General features: G+C 70.5%; 17 protein-coding genes. 16 read left to right on the top strand and 1 reads right to left on the bottom strand.

The genetic code is table 11. From position 1 onward, the window contains the following. Positions 1–643: transporter (locus ACFSL4_RS18955; protein ID WP_381084100.1), on the top strand; the 643-nt coding region annotated here is incomplete at its 5' end. Between the two features lie 97 nt (positions 644–740). On the opposite strand, the gene ACFSL4_RS18950 is transcribed toward ACFSL4_RS18955, so the two are convergent. Further along, complete coding sequence (locus ACFSL4_RS18950; protein ID WP_381084098.1) at positions 741–1,490, bottom strand: DNA-methyltransferase; 750 nt, start codon at positions 1,488–1,490, stop codon at positions 741–743. Between the two features lie 585 nt (positions 1,491–2,075). Here ACFSL4_RS18950 and ACFSL4_RS18945 point away from each other — a divergent pair. The 15 genes from ACFSL4_RS18945 (at position 2,076) to ACFSL4_RS18875 (ending at position 17,356) form a co-directional block, all read left to right on the top strand. After that, entirely contained in the window at positions 2,076–3,197 is a 1,122-nt protein-coding gene (locus ACFSL4_RS18945) for a C40 family peptidase (RefSeq protein ID WP_381084096.1), read from the top strand. A gap of 314 nt (positions 3,198–3,511) precedes the next feature. Continuing rightward, on the top strand, positions 3,512–3,820 hold the full coding sequence (locus tag ACFSL4_RS18940; protein WP_381084094.1) for a DUF6112 family protein: 309 nt from the start codon (positions 3,512–3,514) through the stop codon (positions 3,818–3,820). A gap of 65 nt (positions 3,821–3,885) precedes the next feature. Then, complete coding sequence (locus ACFSL4_RS18935) at positions 3,886–4,518, top strand: hypothetical protein (RefSeq protein WP_381084092.1); 633 nt, start codon at positions 3,886–3,888, stop codon at positions 4,516–4,518. A gap of 37 nt (positions 4,519–4,555) precedes the next feature. Further along, positions 4,556–5,944, top strand: coding sequence for an SCO6881 family protein (locus ACFSL4_RS18930; protein WP_381084112.1), 1,389 nt, complete (start codon positions 4,556–4,558; stop codon positions 5,942–5,944). Between the two features lie 88 nt (positions 5,945–6,032). Next, on the top strand, positions 6,033–7,502 hold the full coding sequence (locus ACFSL4_RS18925) for an SCO6880 family protein (RefSeq protein WP_381084090.1): 1,470 nt from the start codon (positions 6,033–6,035) through the stop codon (positions 7,500–7,502). Between the two features lie 41 nt (positions 7,503–7,543). Further along, positions 7,544–8,005, top strand: coding sequence for a DUF6238 family protein (locus ACFSL4_RS18920; protein ID WP_381084088.1), 462 nt, complete (start codon positions 7,544–7,546; stop codon positions 8,003–8,005). Between the two features lie 24 nt (positions 8,006–8,029). Then, positions 8,030–9,592, top strand: coding sequence for an ATP-binding protein (locus ACFSL4_RS18915; RefSeq protein WP_381084086.1), 1,563 nt, complete (start codon positions 8,030–8,032; stop codon positions 9,590–9,592). A gap of 134 nt (positions 9,593–9,726) precedes the next feature. Continuing rightward, on the top strand, positions 9,727–10,449 hold the full coding sequence (locus ACFSL4_RS18910) for a hypothetical protein (protein WP_381084084.1): 723 nt from the start codon (positions 9,727–9,729) through the stop codon (positions 10,447–10,449). Between the two features lie 175 nt (positions 10,450–10,624). Further along, positions 10,625–11,323, top strand: coding sequence for a hypothetical protein (locus ACFSL4_RS18905; RefSeq protein ID WP_381084082.1), 699 nt, complete (start codon positions 10,625–10,627; stop codon positions 11,321–11,323). A gap of 39 nt (positions 11,324–11,362) precedes the next feature. Further along, positions 11,363–12,052: a hypothetical protein gene (locus ACFSL4_RS18900; protein ID WP_381084080.1), complete on the top strand. Its 690-nt coding sequence runs from the start codon at positions 11,363–11,365 to the stop codon at positions 12,050–12,052. A gap of 377 nt (positions 12,053–12,429) precedes the next feature. Beyond that, positions 12,430–12,612 carry a hypothetical protein gene (locus tag ACFSL4_RS18895; RefSeq protein ID WP_381084078.1) on the top strand — a complete coding sequence of 61 codons (183 nt, stop codon included), beginning with the start codon at positions 12,430–12,432 and terminating at the stop codon, positions 12,610–12,612. 269 nt (positions 12,613–12,881) lie between these two features. Beyond that, positions 12,882–13,382, top strand: coding sequence for a hypothetical protein (locus ACFSL4_RS18890; RefSeq protein WP_381084076.1), 501 nt, complete (start codon positions 12,882–12,884; stop codon positions 13,380–13,382). 109 nt (positions 13,383–13,491) lie between these two features. After that, a complete protein-coding gene (locus ACFSL4_RS18885; RefSeq protein ID WP_381084074.1) occupies positions 13,492–14,256 on the top strand; it encodes a hypothetical protein in 765 nt (254 codons plus the stop codon). 251 nt (positions 14,257–14,507) lie between these two features. After that, positions 14,508–16,292 (top strand): type IV secretory system conjugative DNA transfer family protein, encoded by a 1,785-nt coding sequence (locus ACFSL4_RS18880; RefSeq protein ID WP_381084072.1) that lies wholly within the window; start codon positions 14,508–14,510, stop codon positions 16,290–16,292. Next, positions 16,289–17,356: a hypothetical protein gene (locus ACFSL4_RS18875; RefSeq protein ID WP_381084070.1), complete on the top strand. Its 1,068-nt coding sequence runs from the start codon at positions 16,289–16,291 to the stop codon at positions 17,354–17,356. Before ACFSL4_RS18880 ends, ACFSL4_RS18875 begins: the two co-directional genes overlap by 4 nt. Positions 17,357–17,472: the final 116 nt, after the last annotated feature.

Raw genomic sequence — 17,472 nt, 5'->3', positions numbered from 1 at the left:
GTTCGAGAGCCTGGTCAAGGAGCGGCTGGGCGACGAGGCTGCCAGGGCGGTCGATTGGAGCATGCCGCGGGTGGTGTGCATCGCCGGTGACTTCACCCTCCACGATGCGCACGCTGTGGAGGAGATCGGCCGGCGGATCGATCTGGTGAGTTACCGCGACTTCGGCGGCGGATTGCTGGCTCTGCAGCTGGTCGCCTCGGTGCCCGGTTCCGCTTCCGCGACACCGCTCCGCACGCCGGCACCGATCGCGGGCGCGCGCTCGGCGGATGCAGCAAGCGATGGCTCGACGGTCAAGTCGGTCCGGCAGTTCTACGACGAGTCGCCTCAGTCGCTGCGGGACCTGTACGCCGACCTCGACGCGATGCTGATCTCCCCTGCTGATGTGCAGAAGGAGTTCCAGCTGCATTACGTCGCCTACCGGCGGATCAAGAACGTCGCGACTGTCCGCTTCCAGCCGCGCAGCCACACCCTCGTGGTCCGGCTTGCGGTCAATCCCGACACGGTCGAGCTGGTCGAGGGCTTCTCCCGTGACGTACGCAGGATCGGCTGTCTGGGGACTGGTCCTCTGGAGCTGCGGATCCGGTCACACGAGGACCTGTCGAGAGCTGGCGAGCTGGTCCGGCGGAGCATCGAAGGCCGCTGACCCAGATCGCGGGGGCCAGGGGCACATCGGAGTTCCGATGCGCCCCGGCCCCCGGTCTTACGTGCCTTCATGGATGGCGGTCCGGCGTGGTCTGGTCTCATTCTTCAGGGCCTGCCAGTACGAAGTCATCCTGGGTCAGGGCGCGCTGGAGTCGCTGTTCGGCGATGTCCGCGTAGTGATCTGACAGTTCGATTCCGATGAACTGTCGCCCCTCACGAAGCGCGGCGACGCCCGTGGAGCCGGATCCGGTGAAGGGGTCAAGGACGGTGCCGCCGGGTGGGCAGATCTTGACCAGCTCCTGCATGACCTCGACGGGCTTCTGGGTGATGTGCACCCGGTCCTTCCTCGGCTGACTCGCCGTGTAGAGGCCGGGAAGGTAGACGGGGTTGCGGTCGGCGTCGACCGGCCCCTTGGTGCCCCAGACGATGTACTCGCACGACTGCTTCAGGCGGCCCTTCTGCGGCCGGGAGACCGGCTTGTGCCAGGAGGCGATGCCTCGCCAGGTCCATCCTGCGGCCTGCAGGGCGTCCGTCGTCGTCGGCAGCTGCCGCCAGTCGGTGAAAACCAGTGCGGCGCCGGACTCGACGGTGGCCCGGTATGTCTCGGTGAGCAGCAGGCTCAGCCAGAACCCGTATGAGCGCTGGTCGCGGTTCTCGCCCGGGAAGTTCGCCAGCTGATGCTCAGCGTCGGTGGAGGTGTACTTCGAGCGGGCGGTGCGGCCGGTGCGCTCGGCACTGGTGCGTCCGCCGCTGTTGTACGGCGGGTCGGTGATCACAGCATCGACGCTGTCGTCGCTGAGGCCGGCGAGCACGGTCAGTGCGTCGCCTCGGTGGAGGGTGTACGGCATCCGGGAGTTCTCGCTTTCCGGGGTTTCGGTCGTGGCGCGATTTTCCCTTCGGGAGTCGCGCAGCAGTGGCTCCGGGCGGCATCGGGAGTAGCCGTTCGGGGCGGTTGATGGGCGGGAGGTTAGTGGCTCCGTCCGGCCGCGCCCAATAGTCCAGAGCCCGTCTGCCACGCCCGGCTTGCGCCGGATCGAGGGTCGTTTGGTGCGGCCGCAAATCGCGTCTACTGTCTCGCCGTGTTCGCAGGACGGGGCTGGTCCCCGCTCCTGCTGACCTGCTTTTTTCTGTGCTGTTTCGTCCAACGGGGCAGCACCGGAATCGCAGTTGGGGCGTGTTGTCGACGAGCCAGGGGAGGCATTCCGATGTGGTGCCTGAGATTACGAGCGCGGCTGGCTGCCGCACGCTGATGACGCCTCCGGGTCTTGGGAGTTAGTCGCCCCAGATACCGGATTCCTCGCCCTCCTGGGGGAGTTCGGATTCACACCGGCGCGGCGTCGGTGACCTTTTCCACGAGAGACCGGCGCCGCGCCACCACACGTTAAGGAGCTGCGTATGCAGCATGCCCAGAAACCCTCATTCCGGTGGCGGCCATGAAGAAGACCGGCACCGTGGTGGGCCTGGTCGCCACCGGTCCCCTGCTCCTGGCCGCCCCGTTCCTCGTCGTAGCCGCCAAGGATGCGGCAGCCTGCACGGCCGGTCGTGCACAGTCCGTCGATAGCGCGACGGTCGCTCGACAGGTGAAGTCGATCTTGGGTGGCGGCAAGGGCGATTCGGTCTCGATCGCGGGTCTGAGTGATCCGGCCGAGCAGATACCGCACGCCAAGACCATCGTCGCCACAGGCATCGCGCTCAAGGTGCCGGCGCGGGGGCAAGTGATCGCATTGGCGACCGCATTGCAGGAGTCCGGCCTGCGGAACTTGTCGTACGGCGACCGGGATTCGCTCGGCTTGTTCCAGCAGCGTCCGTCGCAGGGCTGGGGGGCGGCCAAGGAGATCCGGGATCCCGTGTACGCGGCGACCCAGTTCTACACGCACCTGTTGAAGGTCGACGGGTGGCAGCAGCTGACGGTCGCGCAGGCCGCTCAGGCGGTCCAGCGCTCGGGCTATCCGGACGCGTACGCCAAGTGGGAGGACCTGGCCACTGCTCTGCAGTCGGCGATCGTGAAGGCCCTGGGCTCCCCGGATGACGACGCAGGATCGAGCGACGCTGCTGATTCCACCGGTTCCGGGTGCGTGGTCGGGGGTGGGGAGGACGGTGCCGGCTTCGGCGCGATTCCCGCCGGGGCGCTGCCGGATGGGTACGAGATTCCCGCCGATGCGCCCACCGAGGTGCGGACCGCGATCCGGTGGGCGCTCGGCCAGCTCGGCACTCCGTATCAGTGGGGTGGCTCGTGTACGGATCCGCACGGGCTGGACCCGATGGGGCGCTGTGACTGCTCGTCGTTGATGCAGCGCTCGTACGCCGCCGCCGGCGTGACGCTGTCCCGTACGACCTACACCCAGGTCAAGGATGGCGAGGCCGTATCTCTGGGCGCGGTGAAGCCGGGCGATCTGCTGTTCACCGATGGCACCGCCGCTGCCCCCAATCACGTGGGCATGTACATCGGCTCCGGGCTGATCGTGCACGCGCCGCATACCGGTGACGTGGTCCGGATCACCACGCTCGCCGCGTGGGAGTCCCAGGTGCTGGCCGTGCGCCGCGTCGCCAACTGAGCCCAGCGGGCCTCGCACTTCCCCTTCTGTCCGGCTCGCTTCGGGCCGTCATTCCCCCCAGCCGAAGGACCCCCTCCGTGAAGCGCAGAGCGATTCTGACCGCGATTGCTGCCGTGGTGCTGGGCGGCACGGTGCTCCTCGCCCCGTCCGTGCAGGCTGCCTCCTGCGACTGCATGGTCTCCGGCTGATCCCTGGCTCTGCGCCGTGACCGCGGGGCCGTAGGCCCTATTCCGGGGCCATCGCCTCCCCCTCTTCCCCCCCTTCTTCCCGCTTCCCGGGCATCTCCGTGTGCCCATTTTCGAACTGGAGTTGCCGTGAATCTTGCCGATCACGTCCGTTATCTGGCTTATGACCCGGGGGTGACCCCGAAGGAGGGCGGCCTGCCGGGCCTGTCGGTCCTGAAGGAGGTCATCTCCTCGATCAACCTGTTCGGCATCATCGCCGTCGTTGGCGCCCTGGCCGTCTCCGCCGTGGTGTGGGCCTGGGGTCACCACTCCGGCTCGCACCAGGCCGAGGCCAACGGCAAGAAGGGTGCCACGGTCGCCGCCGGCTGCGCACTGCTGCTCGGCGCCGCGAACGGGATCGTCAGCTTCTTCTCCGCGCTCGGCTCCCAGGTCCACTGATGCAAACGAAACAATCCGCCACGCACGCCCGCGCAGGCGGCGCATCAGGACCACGCCACCGGATCATGGCCGGGATCGCGGTCCTGGCCGCCCTCACGGCGGTCGCCGGGCTGATCGCGTATCTCACCCGCGATCGCCACACAGTGGCCCCACCCTCTGCCGCCGGCACGACGAGCGCGGCGACAGCAACGGCGAGCGCCACTCCGTCCCCGTCGGTCTCGGGGCCCGTCGGCAAGGGGTCGGTGGCCAAGCCCCCGAGGACGACCGACCCGGTGGTTTTCGGCAAGGCGTTCGCCAAGACCCTGTGGGCCTACGACAGCCGCACGCTCTCGCAGCCGCAGCAACTGGCCGGGCTGAAAGCGTGGATGACCGGCGAGGAGAAATACGCCGACTGGCCCTCGGTCACCGCCCAAGTGCCCACGAAGGACCTGTGGAAGCAGCTACGGACGAACGGCCAGTACGCCACCGCCCGCATCAGCGAGGGTCACATCCCCGCAGCCTTCGCGGCCGCATTCAACGAGAACCCGGGCGCGATCACCACCGCGTACGTCTACGCGGTCAGCGTCACCGGCACCCAGGCCATCGCCTGGAACAGCGGCGGTGCCGGTGCCGAATCCCGCGCGATCACGCTCGCCGTCCAGTGCCGCCCCCACGAGCACTGCGCGCTGTCCGGCATCGCTCCGGGCGTCAGCCCCTGACCCCCCACGAGAAAGAAAGGAGGCGTCTGCCATGCCAGTGAACGTCTGCGACTGGCCCCTGATGTCCAGCGTCTGCGACAGCGTCACCAGCGGGGTCGGCGACGCCATCACCGACGGCATCGGCGCCTGGATCGCCAAGTCGACCGGTGAGCTCGCCGCTTCGGCGGCCGACCTCGCCGCCGATGCCGTCAACGCCACCACCGCGGTGAACCTGAACGCGTCCTGGTTCCGGGACAATTACGAACTGCTGCTGCCGATCGGGCTGATCCTCACCGTCGGCACCTTCTGCCTGGCGTTGATCCGGGCCGCCTGGCGCCGCGACTCGGAGTCACTGTTCGACGCGCTGAAGGGCACGATCACGGGCGTCTTCTTCGCCTTCACCGCGATCGCCTTCACCACCGTCGCCCTGACCGTCGTCGACGCACTGTCGGACGGCTTGTTCACGCTCGCCAAGAGCAGCGTCTCGGACGCGGTACGCCGCGTGGTCCTGGTCAGCCAGTTCGGGCAGCTGGGTGCGCTGGGTTGGCTGGTCCAGGCTCTGGTCGCGCTCGGCGCCGCCATCGGCGCGTTCATGTACTGGGGCGTGATGGTCTTCCGCAAGGTCGGCATCCTGATCCTCGTCACCTTGGCCGTGTTCGCCGGCGCCGGAGGCGGCTGGGAGGTCGCCAAGCGCTGGCGGCGCGGCTGGATCGAGGCCACCGCCACGCTCGTCGTCTCGAAGCTGCTGATGACGGTGGTGTTCCTGACCGGCGTCTCGGCGATGGGCAAGGCCGATGCGAAGGACGGGCTGTCCGCCTTGTCGGATGCGATGGCCGGCATCGTCGTACTCGCTCTGGTGATGCTCACCCCGTTCGCCACGTACAAGTTCGTGCACTGGGCCGCCGACGGCGGAGGCGGCGAGGACCTGCACCGCTCCGGGGCTTCCGGGATGGTCACCGCCGCCCGCGGGGCCAAGACCGCCGGGCAACTCGCGGTCCAGGCCGGCACCGGCACCCCCGCTCCGCAGGGCCCGGCGACCGTGCCAGGCATGGGCTGGGGCGGTGTCGCCTCTGGGATCGACCCCACCGGCAACAACAGCAGCACCGGTACCCCGAAGCAGGTCCGGTTCCGCTACGGCGAGGATCCGGGCGCCACCGGCGACAAGGGCACGCCGCTCATCAAGCGCCCGCCGGCCGACGGTGACCGGGGCCAGCCGCTGATCCGGCGTCCCGGACAGCAGGCCGCGGCGAACGCCCCAGCGTCGTCGAGCTCCGCGGCAGCCGAGGCACCTGCGAGCCCGCAACCCCAGGGGCCTGCGACTCGGCTACGGCCTCCGGCCGCGCAGGGAGGCGCGGCCTCGTCCGGCGCTGGTCCCGCTCCGCAGGGCTCGGCGACACCGCAGCAGTGGGTCTACCCCAACCCACCGCAGGGCGGTTCGCGCTCCTAGCCCTGGCTGACACGGGGTGGGCCGCCGCCACCTGGACGGCCCGCCCCCTCCCTCTATCTCTGCACTTCGTTTCAAGGACGGCTTCGCCATGCTCTCCGACACCTCACCGACCGAGGCCACGGCCACGGTCAAGTTCCCGCACCGCTCCCGGCGCGGCGTGCTGCTCGGCCTCACCGCCGCCCAGCTCTTCGTCGTGGCCACCACCGGCCTGCTGCTTCTCGCGGTCCTGCTCACCGCCGGCGTCACCGGAGCCCTCAAGCTGATACCGGTGTGGGCGTTGGTCGCGGTCGCGGTCTTCGCCCGGCACCACGGCCGCTCACTCGCCGACTGGTCCCCCATCGTGCTCCGGTACGCGCTTCGTCGTGCCCGCGGCCAGCTGCTCTGGCTCGCCCGGCCTTCCACCCGGCAGCGCCGCGAGGGCCTGCTGCACCTGCCCGGCACCGCTGCCTCCCTGCGTGTGGTCGCCTCGCCCGACCGCCGTGTCGGCGCCGTTCACGACCCGCATCAGCAGACTCTGACCGCCGTCGTGAAGATCTCCAGCCGGGCCTTCGCGCTGCTCGATCCGGCCACCCAGAACGCCAACGTCGCCGGATGGGGCCGCGCCCTCGCTGCCCTGGCCCGTACGGGACACATCGCCCGGATCCAGGTCCTGGAGCGCACCGTCCCGGACTCCGGTGACGCGCTCAACCGCTACTGGGAGGACCACGGGCGCCCCGACACCCACCTCGCCGGGCCCGTCTACTCCGACCTGCTCGCCGCCGCAGGGCCCGCCGCCGCGCCACACGAGGCGTACCTCGCCCTGGCCTTGGACCTCAAGGCCGCCCGCAGGTTGATCAACCAGGCCGGAGGCGGACTCACCGGTGCCTTCGCGGTCCTGGCACAGCTGACGGCGACCTTCGACCAGGCAGCCCGCAACGCCGGGCTCGCCCCTGCGGGATGGCTGACCGGCAATGAGATCGCCGCCGTCGTGCGCACCGCGTACGACCCCGAGGCGTCGGCGGCGCTGGACCGCTGGTCGGCCTCCGGGCGCGCGCAGGCCGTCCCGGCAGCCGCCGGCCCGGTGGTGCTGGTGGAGAAGGCCGACCGGATCCAGACCGACACCGCGCACCACGCGGTGTTCTGGATCGAGAACTGGCCTCGGATCGAAACTTCGCCCGGCTTCCTGCACCAACTGCTGTTCGCCTCCGGCGTGCGCCGCACTCTGTCCCTGACCTACGCGCCCAAGGGCCTCGATGCCGCGCTGAGGGACGTCCAGCGCAAGAAGGCCACCGTGATCGCGGACGCCGCCGAGCGGCAGCGCAAGGGCCAGGTCGACTCCGAGGAGGACTCGGTCGAGTACGCCGATATCAAGGCCCGTGAGCGGCAGCTGATCGCCGGCCACGCCGATGTCGCCCTGACCGGTCTGCTCACCGTCTCCGCCGAGAGCGATGAGCAGCTCAACGCCGCCTGCGCCGCCGTCGAGACCGCCGCTGTCGCCGCGCTGGTCGATCTGCGCCGTCTGACCTGGCAGCAGGCCGAAGCCTTCACCAATGCGGCCCTGCCTCTGGCCCGCCCGTAGCGCTCCGTCCTCTCACCCGCACTTCGCCGAAGGGCATCGCCATGCTGACCCCGCAGCCGCCGCTGCCCGACCTCGCCCCGGATTTCGTGCCGTTCGCCACCGCAGCGCTCGACTTCCACCGCAGCATCAACGTCCCTGCCGGAACGGTCGCGGCCAGCCGCGCCGAGCTGGACTCCCTGCACGCCCATCTGATCTCCCTGCACGGCCTGTTCGACGCCCACACCACCCGCACCGCCGTGGTCGCCGAGGCCGAGGGCGACAACCTGCGCGCCGTACGGACCCGGCTGTGGCAGGCCGTCGAGCATCTGCACGCCGCGTACCACGCAGCTCCCCGCCCCTCCACTGGCCAGACGCCGGCCCCGGAGGCGTGCCGGGCGGGGCTTCCCGAGGGTGCCCCGGAGCTGTCGATCTGTCAGCGGCATCTCGCCACCGCCGCCCGGGTCCGTCGCCAGACAACCCCGGCCGAGCTGCACGACCCGTTCACCGGCCTCATCCGCCACTGACACCGCCCGAGGAGTTCTTGCCCCATGGCGATCCGTACGCGCGCCAGCGCCAGCCCCCTGTTCACCCCGCGCAAGGCCAGCCGCGCCACAGCTCGCGCCGCGCGGGAGGAGTTCGCCGCCGCCCGCCACACCGCCCGCCGCGCCGCCCAGCCCGAAACCCGTCCCACCTCCGCCGGTGGGGATCCGGATCTGCGGGCCACCTACCCTGCGTCGGGGAGGCCGGGCCCCGCCTCCGCCCGAGGCGGCCTCCTCAAACTGCCCGCACACCGGATGACGACGGCCACCGCCAGCGGCGCATACCCCTTCCTCGCCGAAGGCGGGCTCGGCGCGCAGGGCATCTACATCGGCTGCGATGTCCACGCCGAAGCCGCGTTCACCTACGACCCGTTCGCGTTGTACGGGCGGCTGGAGGGCTTCACCAACCCGAACATCCTGCTCGCCGGGATCATCGGCATGGGCAAGTCCGCCCTCGCCAAGTCCCTCGCCGTCCGAGCCGTCGCCTTCGGCTACCGCATCTACGTCCCCTGCGACCCCAAGGGCGAGTGGACAGCCGTCGCCCAGGCCCTCCGCGGCAACACCATCGCCCTCGGCCCCGGCCTCCCCGGCAGGCTCAACCCCCTTGACGCGCCCGCCCGGCCGTACGGCATCAGTGAGCAGGACTGGACGAGCGAGGTCCGCAAGCGCCGTCTGCTGCTGCTCGGCTCCCTTGCCCGCACTGTGCTGCGCCGGGACCTGCACCCGATGGAGCACACCGCGCTCGACGTCACCCTCGACCAAGTCGTCACTGCCGCCGAGGCGACCGGTGCCACGCCGCTGCTCGGCGATGTCGCCCATGTTCTGGGCTCACCGGCGCGGCTGGACGCGGCCATCGGCGAACTGTCCGGGCGGCTCGGCCAGGCCGCCGAAGACCTCGCCCACGCCCTGCGCCGCCTCGTCCACGGCGACCTGGCCGGGATGTTCGACGCCCCCTCCACGGTCACCTTCGACCCGGCCGCGCCGATGCTGTCCATCGACCTGTCCCGGCTCGGCGGCGTCGGCGACGACACCGCCCTCGTCCTCGCCATGACCTGTGCCTCAGCGTGGATGGAGGCCGCCCTCGCCGACCCCGCCGGCGGCAGGCGCTGGGTGATCTACGACGAAGCGTGGCGCGTCATGCGGCACGTCGCCCTGCTGGAACGCATGCAGTCCCAGTGGAAGCTCTCCCGAGGACTCGGCATCGCCAATCTGATGGTGATCCACCGGCTGTCCGACCTGCTGACCGCAGGCGACGCCGGATCCCGTGGCCGCGCACTCGCCGAGGGCCTGCTGACCGACTGTTCCACACGGATCATCTACCGCCAGGAAGCAGACCAACTCGCCACCGCCGCCACCCTCCTGGGACTGACCGGCGTGGAGACCCAGGCCGTCTCCGCCCTCACCAAGGGACGCGGCCTGTGGAAGGTGGCGGGCCGGTCCTTCATCACTCAGCACCTCCTCCATCCGCGCGAGCGCGAACTCTTCGACACGGACGCCCGGATGCATGCAATCCCCCGCGAGTTCACTGCAATTGAAGGTTTCTCAGCCTCGTCCGCGCCGCACGCCCGCTGAGCGGCGCCCCGTCGGCTCTCTACCGCAATTTCCCGGCCTCGCCAAACGCCTCCAGGCCCGGATCCTCGGCACACACCACCCCTCACACCACGCATCTGCGCAAAACCGCCCGCCACGCCACAGAAGGCCAACGCATGCCCGAGCCCATCCCCGCCATCCGTATCGCCCGCCGTCCCACCAGCGGCGTCACCGCAGAAGGCGGTGACGCATTCGCCGCCACGCTCCTGGAACGGGCCGGATTCGTCCCCCAGTCCTCGATCCGCCAGTCCTGGTACCGGCTCCACTACGACATGGGCGAGGACTACGAGAACGAAAAGGCCACCCACGCCTACGAGATGCTGACCGCCGCCCGATACCCGGTGGTCATCGACCCGTCGCTGCGCCTGCGCAATGACCGCACCGGCACGCCCCCTCTCGCCGCCACGCACGACGTCTACAACCAGACTCTGAGCGCACTGATCGACGAGATCGTCCACGCCGACGAAGCCGTCGAGGTCGCCGCGCTCCTCTACGTCCTCACCGACGAGAAGATCGGCATGCTGCCCGCGCTCCGCGAAGTGGTGGAGAAGGCCGGCTTCTGGGTCGACGGCCTCGGCACCCCGCCGCTGGCGGAGCGATTGCGCGAGGCCAATCGCGCACTGCTCGAGGCCACCGTCGGTATCCATCACACCGCCGACGCGCTGCTCGCCCTCCCCGACGACCGCCAGCGTCGTCCCGTACCCCAGTGGCTGCTGCGCACCCAGGCCGCCCAGGCCCGGACGGCCACCACCACGGGCCATGCCCCAGCCAGCCCCAACTCCGACGAGGCCGAGCCGCCGCATCCGGCCGCCCCGCAGCCACCGCGCCGTACGCGCTGAACTTGCGCCACCACCGGATCCGAGAGGGCTCGTGCCGCCAGCGCGCCGTCACCCAGACGGCAACACGTGGCCGAGCCGCCACCCGCCACCGCCCCGGCGGTCTCTGCCCCGCCGGCCTCCGCACCGCGCCCGCCGCGACGCCGCTGACCTTCCCGACGCCAGAAGAGACACCCTCATGGACGATCCGCACATAGTCATCGGCCGCCACCCGGACCTGGGGATTGTGGCCGCCAACCGGCACAACACCCCTGTCATCGACCACGTTCTGCGGCGCGTGGGCTTCGAGCCCGTTCCTGGCCGCCGCCAGTTGTACGCGCTGGCCGAGCCCGACCGGGACGGGATCCGCCGTGCCCGCCAGGCCGTGCAGAGCCTGCGCATCGTGCGCTACCAAGTGGCTGTCGACGCTGATCTCGAGCCCGACTCGCTGGCACCCCGGCCCTTGCACAACCGCCACCGCGAACCGGTCGAGAGTCCGTCCGAGCCGAACGCACACACTCGCGCCCTCGCCTCCGACATCGCTTCCGGCCGCCTGGTCCTCCTCGATGAACTGCGCGATCCGGAAGGCGCCCTGCGCGCCGTCGGCACCTACCCCGCCACGGGCGAGGGCGTCCTGCTCTACGGCGAGGACGACCTGCGGTACGTCGAAACCAGGCTCGCCGATACCGACCGTGCGCTCGCGGCCTTCGCCCACGTTCGCGGCAATAACCACCCAGTGCCGCCGCCGGAGCCGCGGGCACGGGCAGCCACTGCTGTCTCTCCCGCCCGCTCGGCCCTGCGTCTCCCGGGCCGTGCGGCGACCGACGTCCCGGGGAGCCGCTCCTTGGCTGCATCACCGGCTGCCGGGCTGCGGGCGCCAGGGCACCGCTCCCGCTGATCAGCACCTCCGTTCCCAGAACCCCAGGAGCACACTGCAATGGCAAAAGAACCCGACGTCGCCTTCGGTCTTCACCCCACGTTCGGAACCGTGGCGGCCGTCTCCGAGGGACTGTCGCAAGCCGAAGCCGCGCTGCGCGCCGCCGGCTTCGACCACCACGAGGAGCTCGACATCTTCGTCCTCCCCAGGGGTGCCGACCGCCGCGCGATGGTTCAGCTCGTCCGTGACCTGCAAGCCCTCGGGTACACCGTCGCCGCCGACCCGCACCTGCAGGAGCCGCAGCAGATATCCGGCATCCGCGCGCTGACATCCCGCGTCATTCAGGCGCAGAGTCCGTCCGACATCGCCGATGTCTTCAACAACCTCCTCGACGACCGGGGCGGCGTCATGCCGGAGATGCACCAGCTGCTGGAGGCCACCGCCGAGTGGTGCGAGCGGCACCTCGGCGACGAGGGCACCGACCTCGCCCGGATCTGCAGGCGCCTTGGCCACAAAATCACCGAGCTGAGCGTAGACCTCGGCTTCACCGGCGCCGACTTCCTCGACCTCGACAGCCCCCTGCCACCACGGCCCACGACCACGGCGCTGTCCCAGCGGGAGAGCCGGGCTCGCGCCGCCACCACCCCGTCTCCCGCGCACTCCGCCACTTCCCGGCCTGCGACAGCCAACAGCCCCACGCCGTCCCACGCGCCCCAGGCTCCCTCTGCCTCGCCCGCCCCCAGCCGATAACAGCCCCATATATAAGGAGCGCGTTCTGTGCGCCTCGCACCCCACATCTTCTTCGGCCCCCATCCCGACCTTGGTGTCGTCGCCGAAGTCGCCGCCGGCAACCCCCATACGGAGCGGGTCCTGCGCAAGCACCACTTCCGCCAGTACCCGGAATCGGGGCTGTACTTCCTGCCGAGCGACGCCCCGTACAACCGGGTCCTGCGTGCGGTGACCGGTGCCGCCCGCGTACTGCAGGACGCGGGTCTGTCGGTGGCAGCCGATCCACGCCTCATGGTGCCCCCGCCCGCCCCGCGGTCTCCCGGCACGTCCGCTCGGAAGGCCGTCCCGGCGCAGTCTCTGACCGCGCTGACCGCGGAACTGCACACGGTCAACGTGCGATGGATGCCGCCGAGATCCTGCAGGAACTGCTGGACGAGGACTTCGGCGCCATGGGCGAGCTGGAACAGCTCATCGAGACGACGGCCACCTGGTGCGAGCGCCTGGGCACCGACGAGGGACGCGAACTCGGCTCCCGGGTGCGACCATCGCCAACCATGTGGCCTTCCTCGGCGACCGGATAGCCGACGTCGAAGTCGACCTGGCGGTCATGCCGGGCCTGATCCCAGCCGACGCCCCACCATTGGCCGCCGCTCCCGCCCGCCCGCGCGAAGACCTTCTGCCCAGGTACGGGGCTCGTGCCCAGGCTGCCGTGGCGGCCTCCCCGCACCGACCGGCCCACTCGCCCACCGCTGCCACACCGTCCCCGGTGGCAGCCTCTCCGCCGGCCGGTCCCGCTCGTACGCGCTGACCGCCCCGCCCGTTCACCACCTCGCGAAGGAGTACCACCGCCATGGCCGTGAAGACGAAATGGACCGTCGAGCACCACCCGTGCGGTCACGCCACCACTGTCGATCTGTCCGAGCGTCCCGCTGACCGCCGCGCCGGCTACGCGCGCTGGCTCGCCGGACGGGCCTGCTCTGATTGCTGGAAGGCCAGCCGCGACAACGACGCCGAGGAGAAGGCGACGTGGCTGGAGAACAAGCGCGCCGAGGAACAGGCCGAGGCCGAAGCGTGGGCCGAGCAGTACCGGATGCCACGGCTCGACGGGACCGATCGGGCGGTGGCGTGGGGCAACCGCTGCCGTCACCAGCTGATGTCCGCCGCTTACACCGCCCTCGTGCTGGAAGGCGACACAACGGAACCCGAGTGGGAGGCCATCGAAGACGCTGCCCGGACCGTGACACGGGCCGGGTGGTGGATCGATCAGAGGGAGGCCGACCCCGCTGACCTGCCCGAGCTTCTGCAGGCCGCCACCAACGACGGCCGGCCCACCGAGAACCCGTACGCGTAGCGCTCGGCGCCGGACTTTCTACCACTCCGATCCGGCCGGACCAAGCACCCGTTTCTCCGGATCCTCCACTCCATAGCCGCGCTCCTCCCTTCGACCGAAAGTAACCGCTATGCCTGAACCCCTGATCACCATCGCCCTCGAGCCCAGCGGCCGGGTCAGCGCCCGCGGCGCCGACGCCCTGGCTGCTACCCTGCTCCGCCGGGCAGGATTCACCGAGATCAACGACTGGCACGGTCTGCGCCACCGGATGCCGTTGAGCAGTTCGACCGAGGAGCGAGCGGCCGTTGCCGGGTACGCGGCGCAGATGCTTCGGGCAGCCCGCTACCAGGTCGACATCGACCCACGGCTGGACCCCGACCCGCCCCAGGCACCCACCCCCACCGACCCCCTCGGGCGATACGCCGTTGGCCGTGCGGTGCTCGACCTGACCGACCGGGTCAACGCCGCCACCACCGCCGAACAGGCAGCCCAAGCCCTGGACCAGATCCTCGATCCTGCCGACGGCATCCTGATCCGCCTTCAGGAAGTTCTGGAAGCAGCGGCCGAGAAGTGCAACGACTTCGACGAAGACGGCAGCAGCTTCGAACTGAGCGACCGTTTCACCGCCGCAGCCGAGCAGCTCACCCAGATCGGCCACGATCTCGACAGCGCCGCCATCGGCTTCCGCGCCTTGGAACCGGCCGCACCGACCCAGCAGCCCCAGGAGCAGAGCCGGCAGGCCCAGGTCGCCGCCTACGACGAGACGGCTGTCACCAGCGCCGCTCGCGCCACCTCACCGGCCACCCGCAATACGCCCGCCTGCGGTAGGCAAGGGGCCGCCCCAGACAACACCGCTGCCCAGCCGACCGCCCAGCCCGCCCGTCGCCCCCGCTGATCTCCAGAGCCTCTTTCGTGAGCAGCGCCACAGCTGCCCGGTCTCGTCCCGAGCCAGTGCCGTACGTGCCGTCTCCCCGACGGCCGTCGCCAGCGATGCCGGCTGCCTTCACAACAGTCGCAATCACACCGTGCGGCGCCTTCACCCCAGCCAGCCGACCGCGCCCAATCCGTTGAGGAGCCCCCGATGACCGCAAGAAGAACCACTCTCCTGCCCCCTTCCCTTCGTTGTCACCGTTCCCGGAGTCTCCTGTGCCATCCGCACGTTCACGCACGCCCTCGACCACCACCGGAACCGACGCCCTCCTCTATCTCCTGCTCGTCATCGCCGGACTCGGCCTTGTCGGCGGTTCATTGGCCTGGCTGTGCGGCAATCTCACCGCTCTCGTTACGGGTTCGGGCCGATGGTCCGTCTACGATCCCGCGACCCCGCTGTTCCATCCCGAGCAGCTCTGGCCTCACCTTCCCCGCCCGGCAGTCATCACCGCTTGTTACGTACTGCCCGCCCTGGTGCTCCTGCTCACCGCCGCCGCCGGCGCGAAACTCTGGTTGCGGCTGCACGGCAACCGAAAGGGTCTGGCCGACCAGCGTGATCTCTCCGGGCTGCTGCCCAAGGAGATCAGCGCGAAGGCCAAGGACCTCCGGCCCAGCCTGAAAGACACGAACGCCAAGCAGATCGCGCCCGACGACCGGGGCATCCTGCTCGGCACCCTGAATCCCGGCAACAAGGAGATACGTTCCTCGTGGGAGGACGTCCTCCTGGCGATCATGGCTCCCCGCTCCGGCAAAACGTCCGGCCTCGCGATCCCTGCCATCCTCCGCGCCCCAGGCCCGGTTCTGCTCACCTCGAACAAGGCCGCCCGCGACGCCTACACCGCCACCCTCGACGCCCGCGCCGAAGCCGGCACCGTGTGGACGCTGGACCCGCAGCAGATCGCACACGCCCCGCGCGAAGTGTGGTGGGACATCCTCTCCGACGCCCATGACCTCGCCGGCGCCCGCCGCTTGGCCGGTCACTTCGTCACCGCGTCCGTCGACGAGTCCTCCCAGGGCGACTTCTGGTCGACGGCCGCCGCCAACACCCTCACCGCACTGTTCCTGGCCGCCGCCCGCGCTCGGCGGCCGATCACCGACGTACTGGCGTGGCTCGCCTCGCCCGCCGACCGTACGCCCATCGACATCCTGGTCGACGCAGGTCTCGACGCGGTCGCCGCCCAGCTCCAGGGCACCGTCGCCGGAGCCGTCGAGACCCGCGACGGCATCTTCGAAACCGCCCGCCAGTACGCCGCCTGCCTCCTTGACCCGGGCATCGCCGCCTGGGTCACCCCGGCGCCGCACCTGCCCGAGTTCAGGCCGGTGGCGTTCGCCACCAGCCGCGACACTCTGTTCCTGCTGTCCAAGGACGGCGGCGGTTCCGCCTCGGCGATCATCGCGGCAGCCGCCGACGCCGTGATGCGCGCCGCCGTCGTCCAGGCCGAGCGCGACGGCGGACGCCTCGACCCGCCCCTGCTGGCGATCCTCGACGAGGCCGCCAACGTCTGCAAGATCCAGGACCTGCCCGACCTGTACTCCCACCTCGGCTCACGGGGCGTCATCCCCGTCACCATCCTGCAGTCCTACCGCCAGGGCGTACGGGTGTGGGGCGAGGCCGGGATGGACGCCCTGTGGTCGGCGGCCACCGTCAAACTCATCGGCTCGGGCATCGACGACGCCGACTTCGCGGACAAGCTCTCGCGCCTGGTGGGCGACCACGACGTGCAGACCGTCTCCGTCTCGCACAGCGAGTCCGGCAGGTCCAGGTCCGTTTCGATGCGGCAGGAGCGGATCCTTCCGGCCGACGCGATCCGGGCCCTGCCCAAGGGCACCGCGCTGCTGCTGGCCACCGGCATCCGCCCAGCGCTGCTGAACCTCAAACCCTGGTACGAGGAGCCGAACGCCGGTCCCCTCGGCGCCGCCTCAGCCCGCGCGACCAAGGCGATCACCGAACGCGCCCTGTCGAAGTCCCTGGGCCGTGACGACTTCGAGACCGCGGTATGAGCGTCTGGAACAAGCCCGCCGCCGAGCGTGTGGTTTCCCTGCGCGAGCAGTACGCCTCCGCCGGGGAACCGGCCGCCGATCTGTCGGACCTGGAGCTGCTCAACGCGGCGTACGAGTCGGTGCTGCGCGAGCAGATCGACACCCGAGACCGATACATGGGCCTGCTCACGGAGCAACGCAAGCACGACGACGCCGTTCGGAAGGCGGCAACCCGGGCCCTGACCGACCACGCCGAGCGCTACGCCCATCACGCGGTGAACGAGTACATGCGCCCGTTCAACGCGGTCCTCTACCGCATCGAGAACCTTCCCGACCGGCCGGGACCGCGGCAGATGGAAGGACTGCGCCAAGCCGCCGACCGCGTGCGGTTCCAGCTGCGCAACGCCCCGAACCATCCCGCGGAACTCAACGATCCCGAAAGCGCCCGGCAGACACTGCGCGCGATCCGCCACATTGTCGGCCTCCTGGACAGCCGGGAGGGGCTGAACGGCGACGACGTGCTCCGGCTGGTCAAGAACGCGCTCAACGACGAAGCACCGACCGACCTGTTCGCGGTGGCCGACCGGGCCACCCCCAAGCCGACTCCGCCACCACCGGACCCGCCGTTCACCGGACCGGGCTGGGCCGACCTCAAGGGCTTCTGGGCCTACCAGCCCGACAGTTCGGGCGCCCATGTGAAGGCGTACCCGGTCGGCGAGGACTGGTACCTGGACCTGTGGTCGGACGGCGGGCAGCTGCTCGCCTTCGGCACCGTTCCCGAAGCCGAGGTCGGCGCCCTCGCCCCGGCCCTCGTCACCCACGCCGACGACTGGGCCCGCGACCGATCCGAGTACGCCTGGCGCCGCTTCGCCGACACCGCCCAAGCCACCCGCACCACCAGCCTCGACACACGCACCGAACTCGCACCGGCACCCGGTCGAGCACGGCAGCCCAGCAACTCCCGACTCCATGCGGCCACCGCAACCTCCCCCGCCCGGCCGCCCAGCGTCACCACGGCCAGCCCTGCGCCGACGTCAACCGAAGCGCACCCTGTGCCGCCCACCGCTCCCCGCCGCAGCCGGTAACCCACCGCCGCCTTCTTCTCTCCCATCCCTCCCTGCTCCTGCCATCCCTCCCTGCGCTCAGAAGGACTTCCGCATGTCTCCGTCCAACCCGGACACCGCTCAAGGCCGCAACCCCG

The organism is Streptomyces caeni (assembly GCF_042678285.1).
Classification (GTDB): domain Bacteria; phylum Actinomycetota; class Actinomycetes; order Streptomycetales; family Streptomycetaceae; genus Streptomyces; species Streptomyces caeni.
Note: the sequence above shows the minus strand (reverse complement) of the source record. Positions and strands in the feature narration are given on the sequence as shown.

Excerpts from the sequence above, each read along its gene's own strand:
- ACFSL4_RS18890 (WP_381084076.1), top strand. The coding sequence starts at position 12,882 with ATGGCCGTGAAGACGAAATGGACCGTCGAGCACCACCCGTGCGGTCAC.
- ACFSL4_RS18875 (WP_381084070.1), top strand. The coding sequence starts at position 16,289 with ATGAGCGTCTGGAACAAGCCCGCCGCCGAGCGTGTGGTTTCCCTGCGC.
- ACFSL4_RS18920 (WP_381084088.1), top strand. The coding sequence starts at position 7,544 with ATGCTGACCCCGCAGCCGCCGCTGCCCGACCTCGCCCCGGATTTCGTG.
- ACFSL4_RS18895 (WP_381084078.1), top strand. The coding sequence starts at position 12,430 with ATGGATGCCGCCGAGATCCTGCAGGAACTGCTGGACGAGGACTTCGGC.
- ACFSL4_RS18915 (WP_381084086.1), top strand. The coding sequence starts at position 8,030 with ATGGCGATCCGTACGCGCGCCAGCGCCAGCCCCCTGTTCACCCCGCGC.
- ACFSL4_RS18945 (WP_381084096.1), top strand. The coding sequence starts at position 2,076 with ATGAAGAAGACCGGCACCGTGGTGGGCCTGGTCGCCACCGGTCCCCTG.
- ACFSL4_RS18905 (WP_381084082.1), top strand. The coding sequence starts at position 10,625 with ATGGACGATCCGCACATAGTCATCGGCCGCCACCCGGACCTGGGGATT.
- ACFSL4_RS18950 (WP_381084098.1), bottom strand. The coding sequence starts at position 1,490 with ATGCCGTACACCCTCCACCGAGGCGACGCACTGACCGTGCTCGCCGGC.
- ACFSL4_RS18885 (WP_381084074.1), top strand. The coding sequence starts at position 13,492 with ATGCCTGAACCCCTGATCACCATCGCCCTCGAGCCCAGCGGCCGGGTC.
- ACFSL4_RS18900 (WP_381084080.1), top strand. The coding sequence starts at position 11,363 with ATGGCAAAAGAACCCGACGTCGCCTTCGGTCTTCACCCCACGTTCGGA.
- ACFSL4_RS18935 (WP_381084092.1), top strand. The coding sequence starts at position 3,886 with ATGGCCGGGATCGCGGTCCTGGCCGCCCTCACGGCGGTCGCCGGGCTG.
- ACFSL4_RS18910 (WP_381084084.1), top strand. The coding sequence starts at position 9,727 with ATGCCCGAGCCCATCCCCGCCATCCGTATCGCCCGCCGTCCCACCAGC.
- ACFSL4_RS18925 (WP_381084090.1), top strand. The coding sequence starts at position 6,033 with ATGCTCTCCGACACCTCACCGACCGAGGCCACGGCCACGGTCAAGTTC.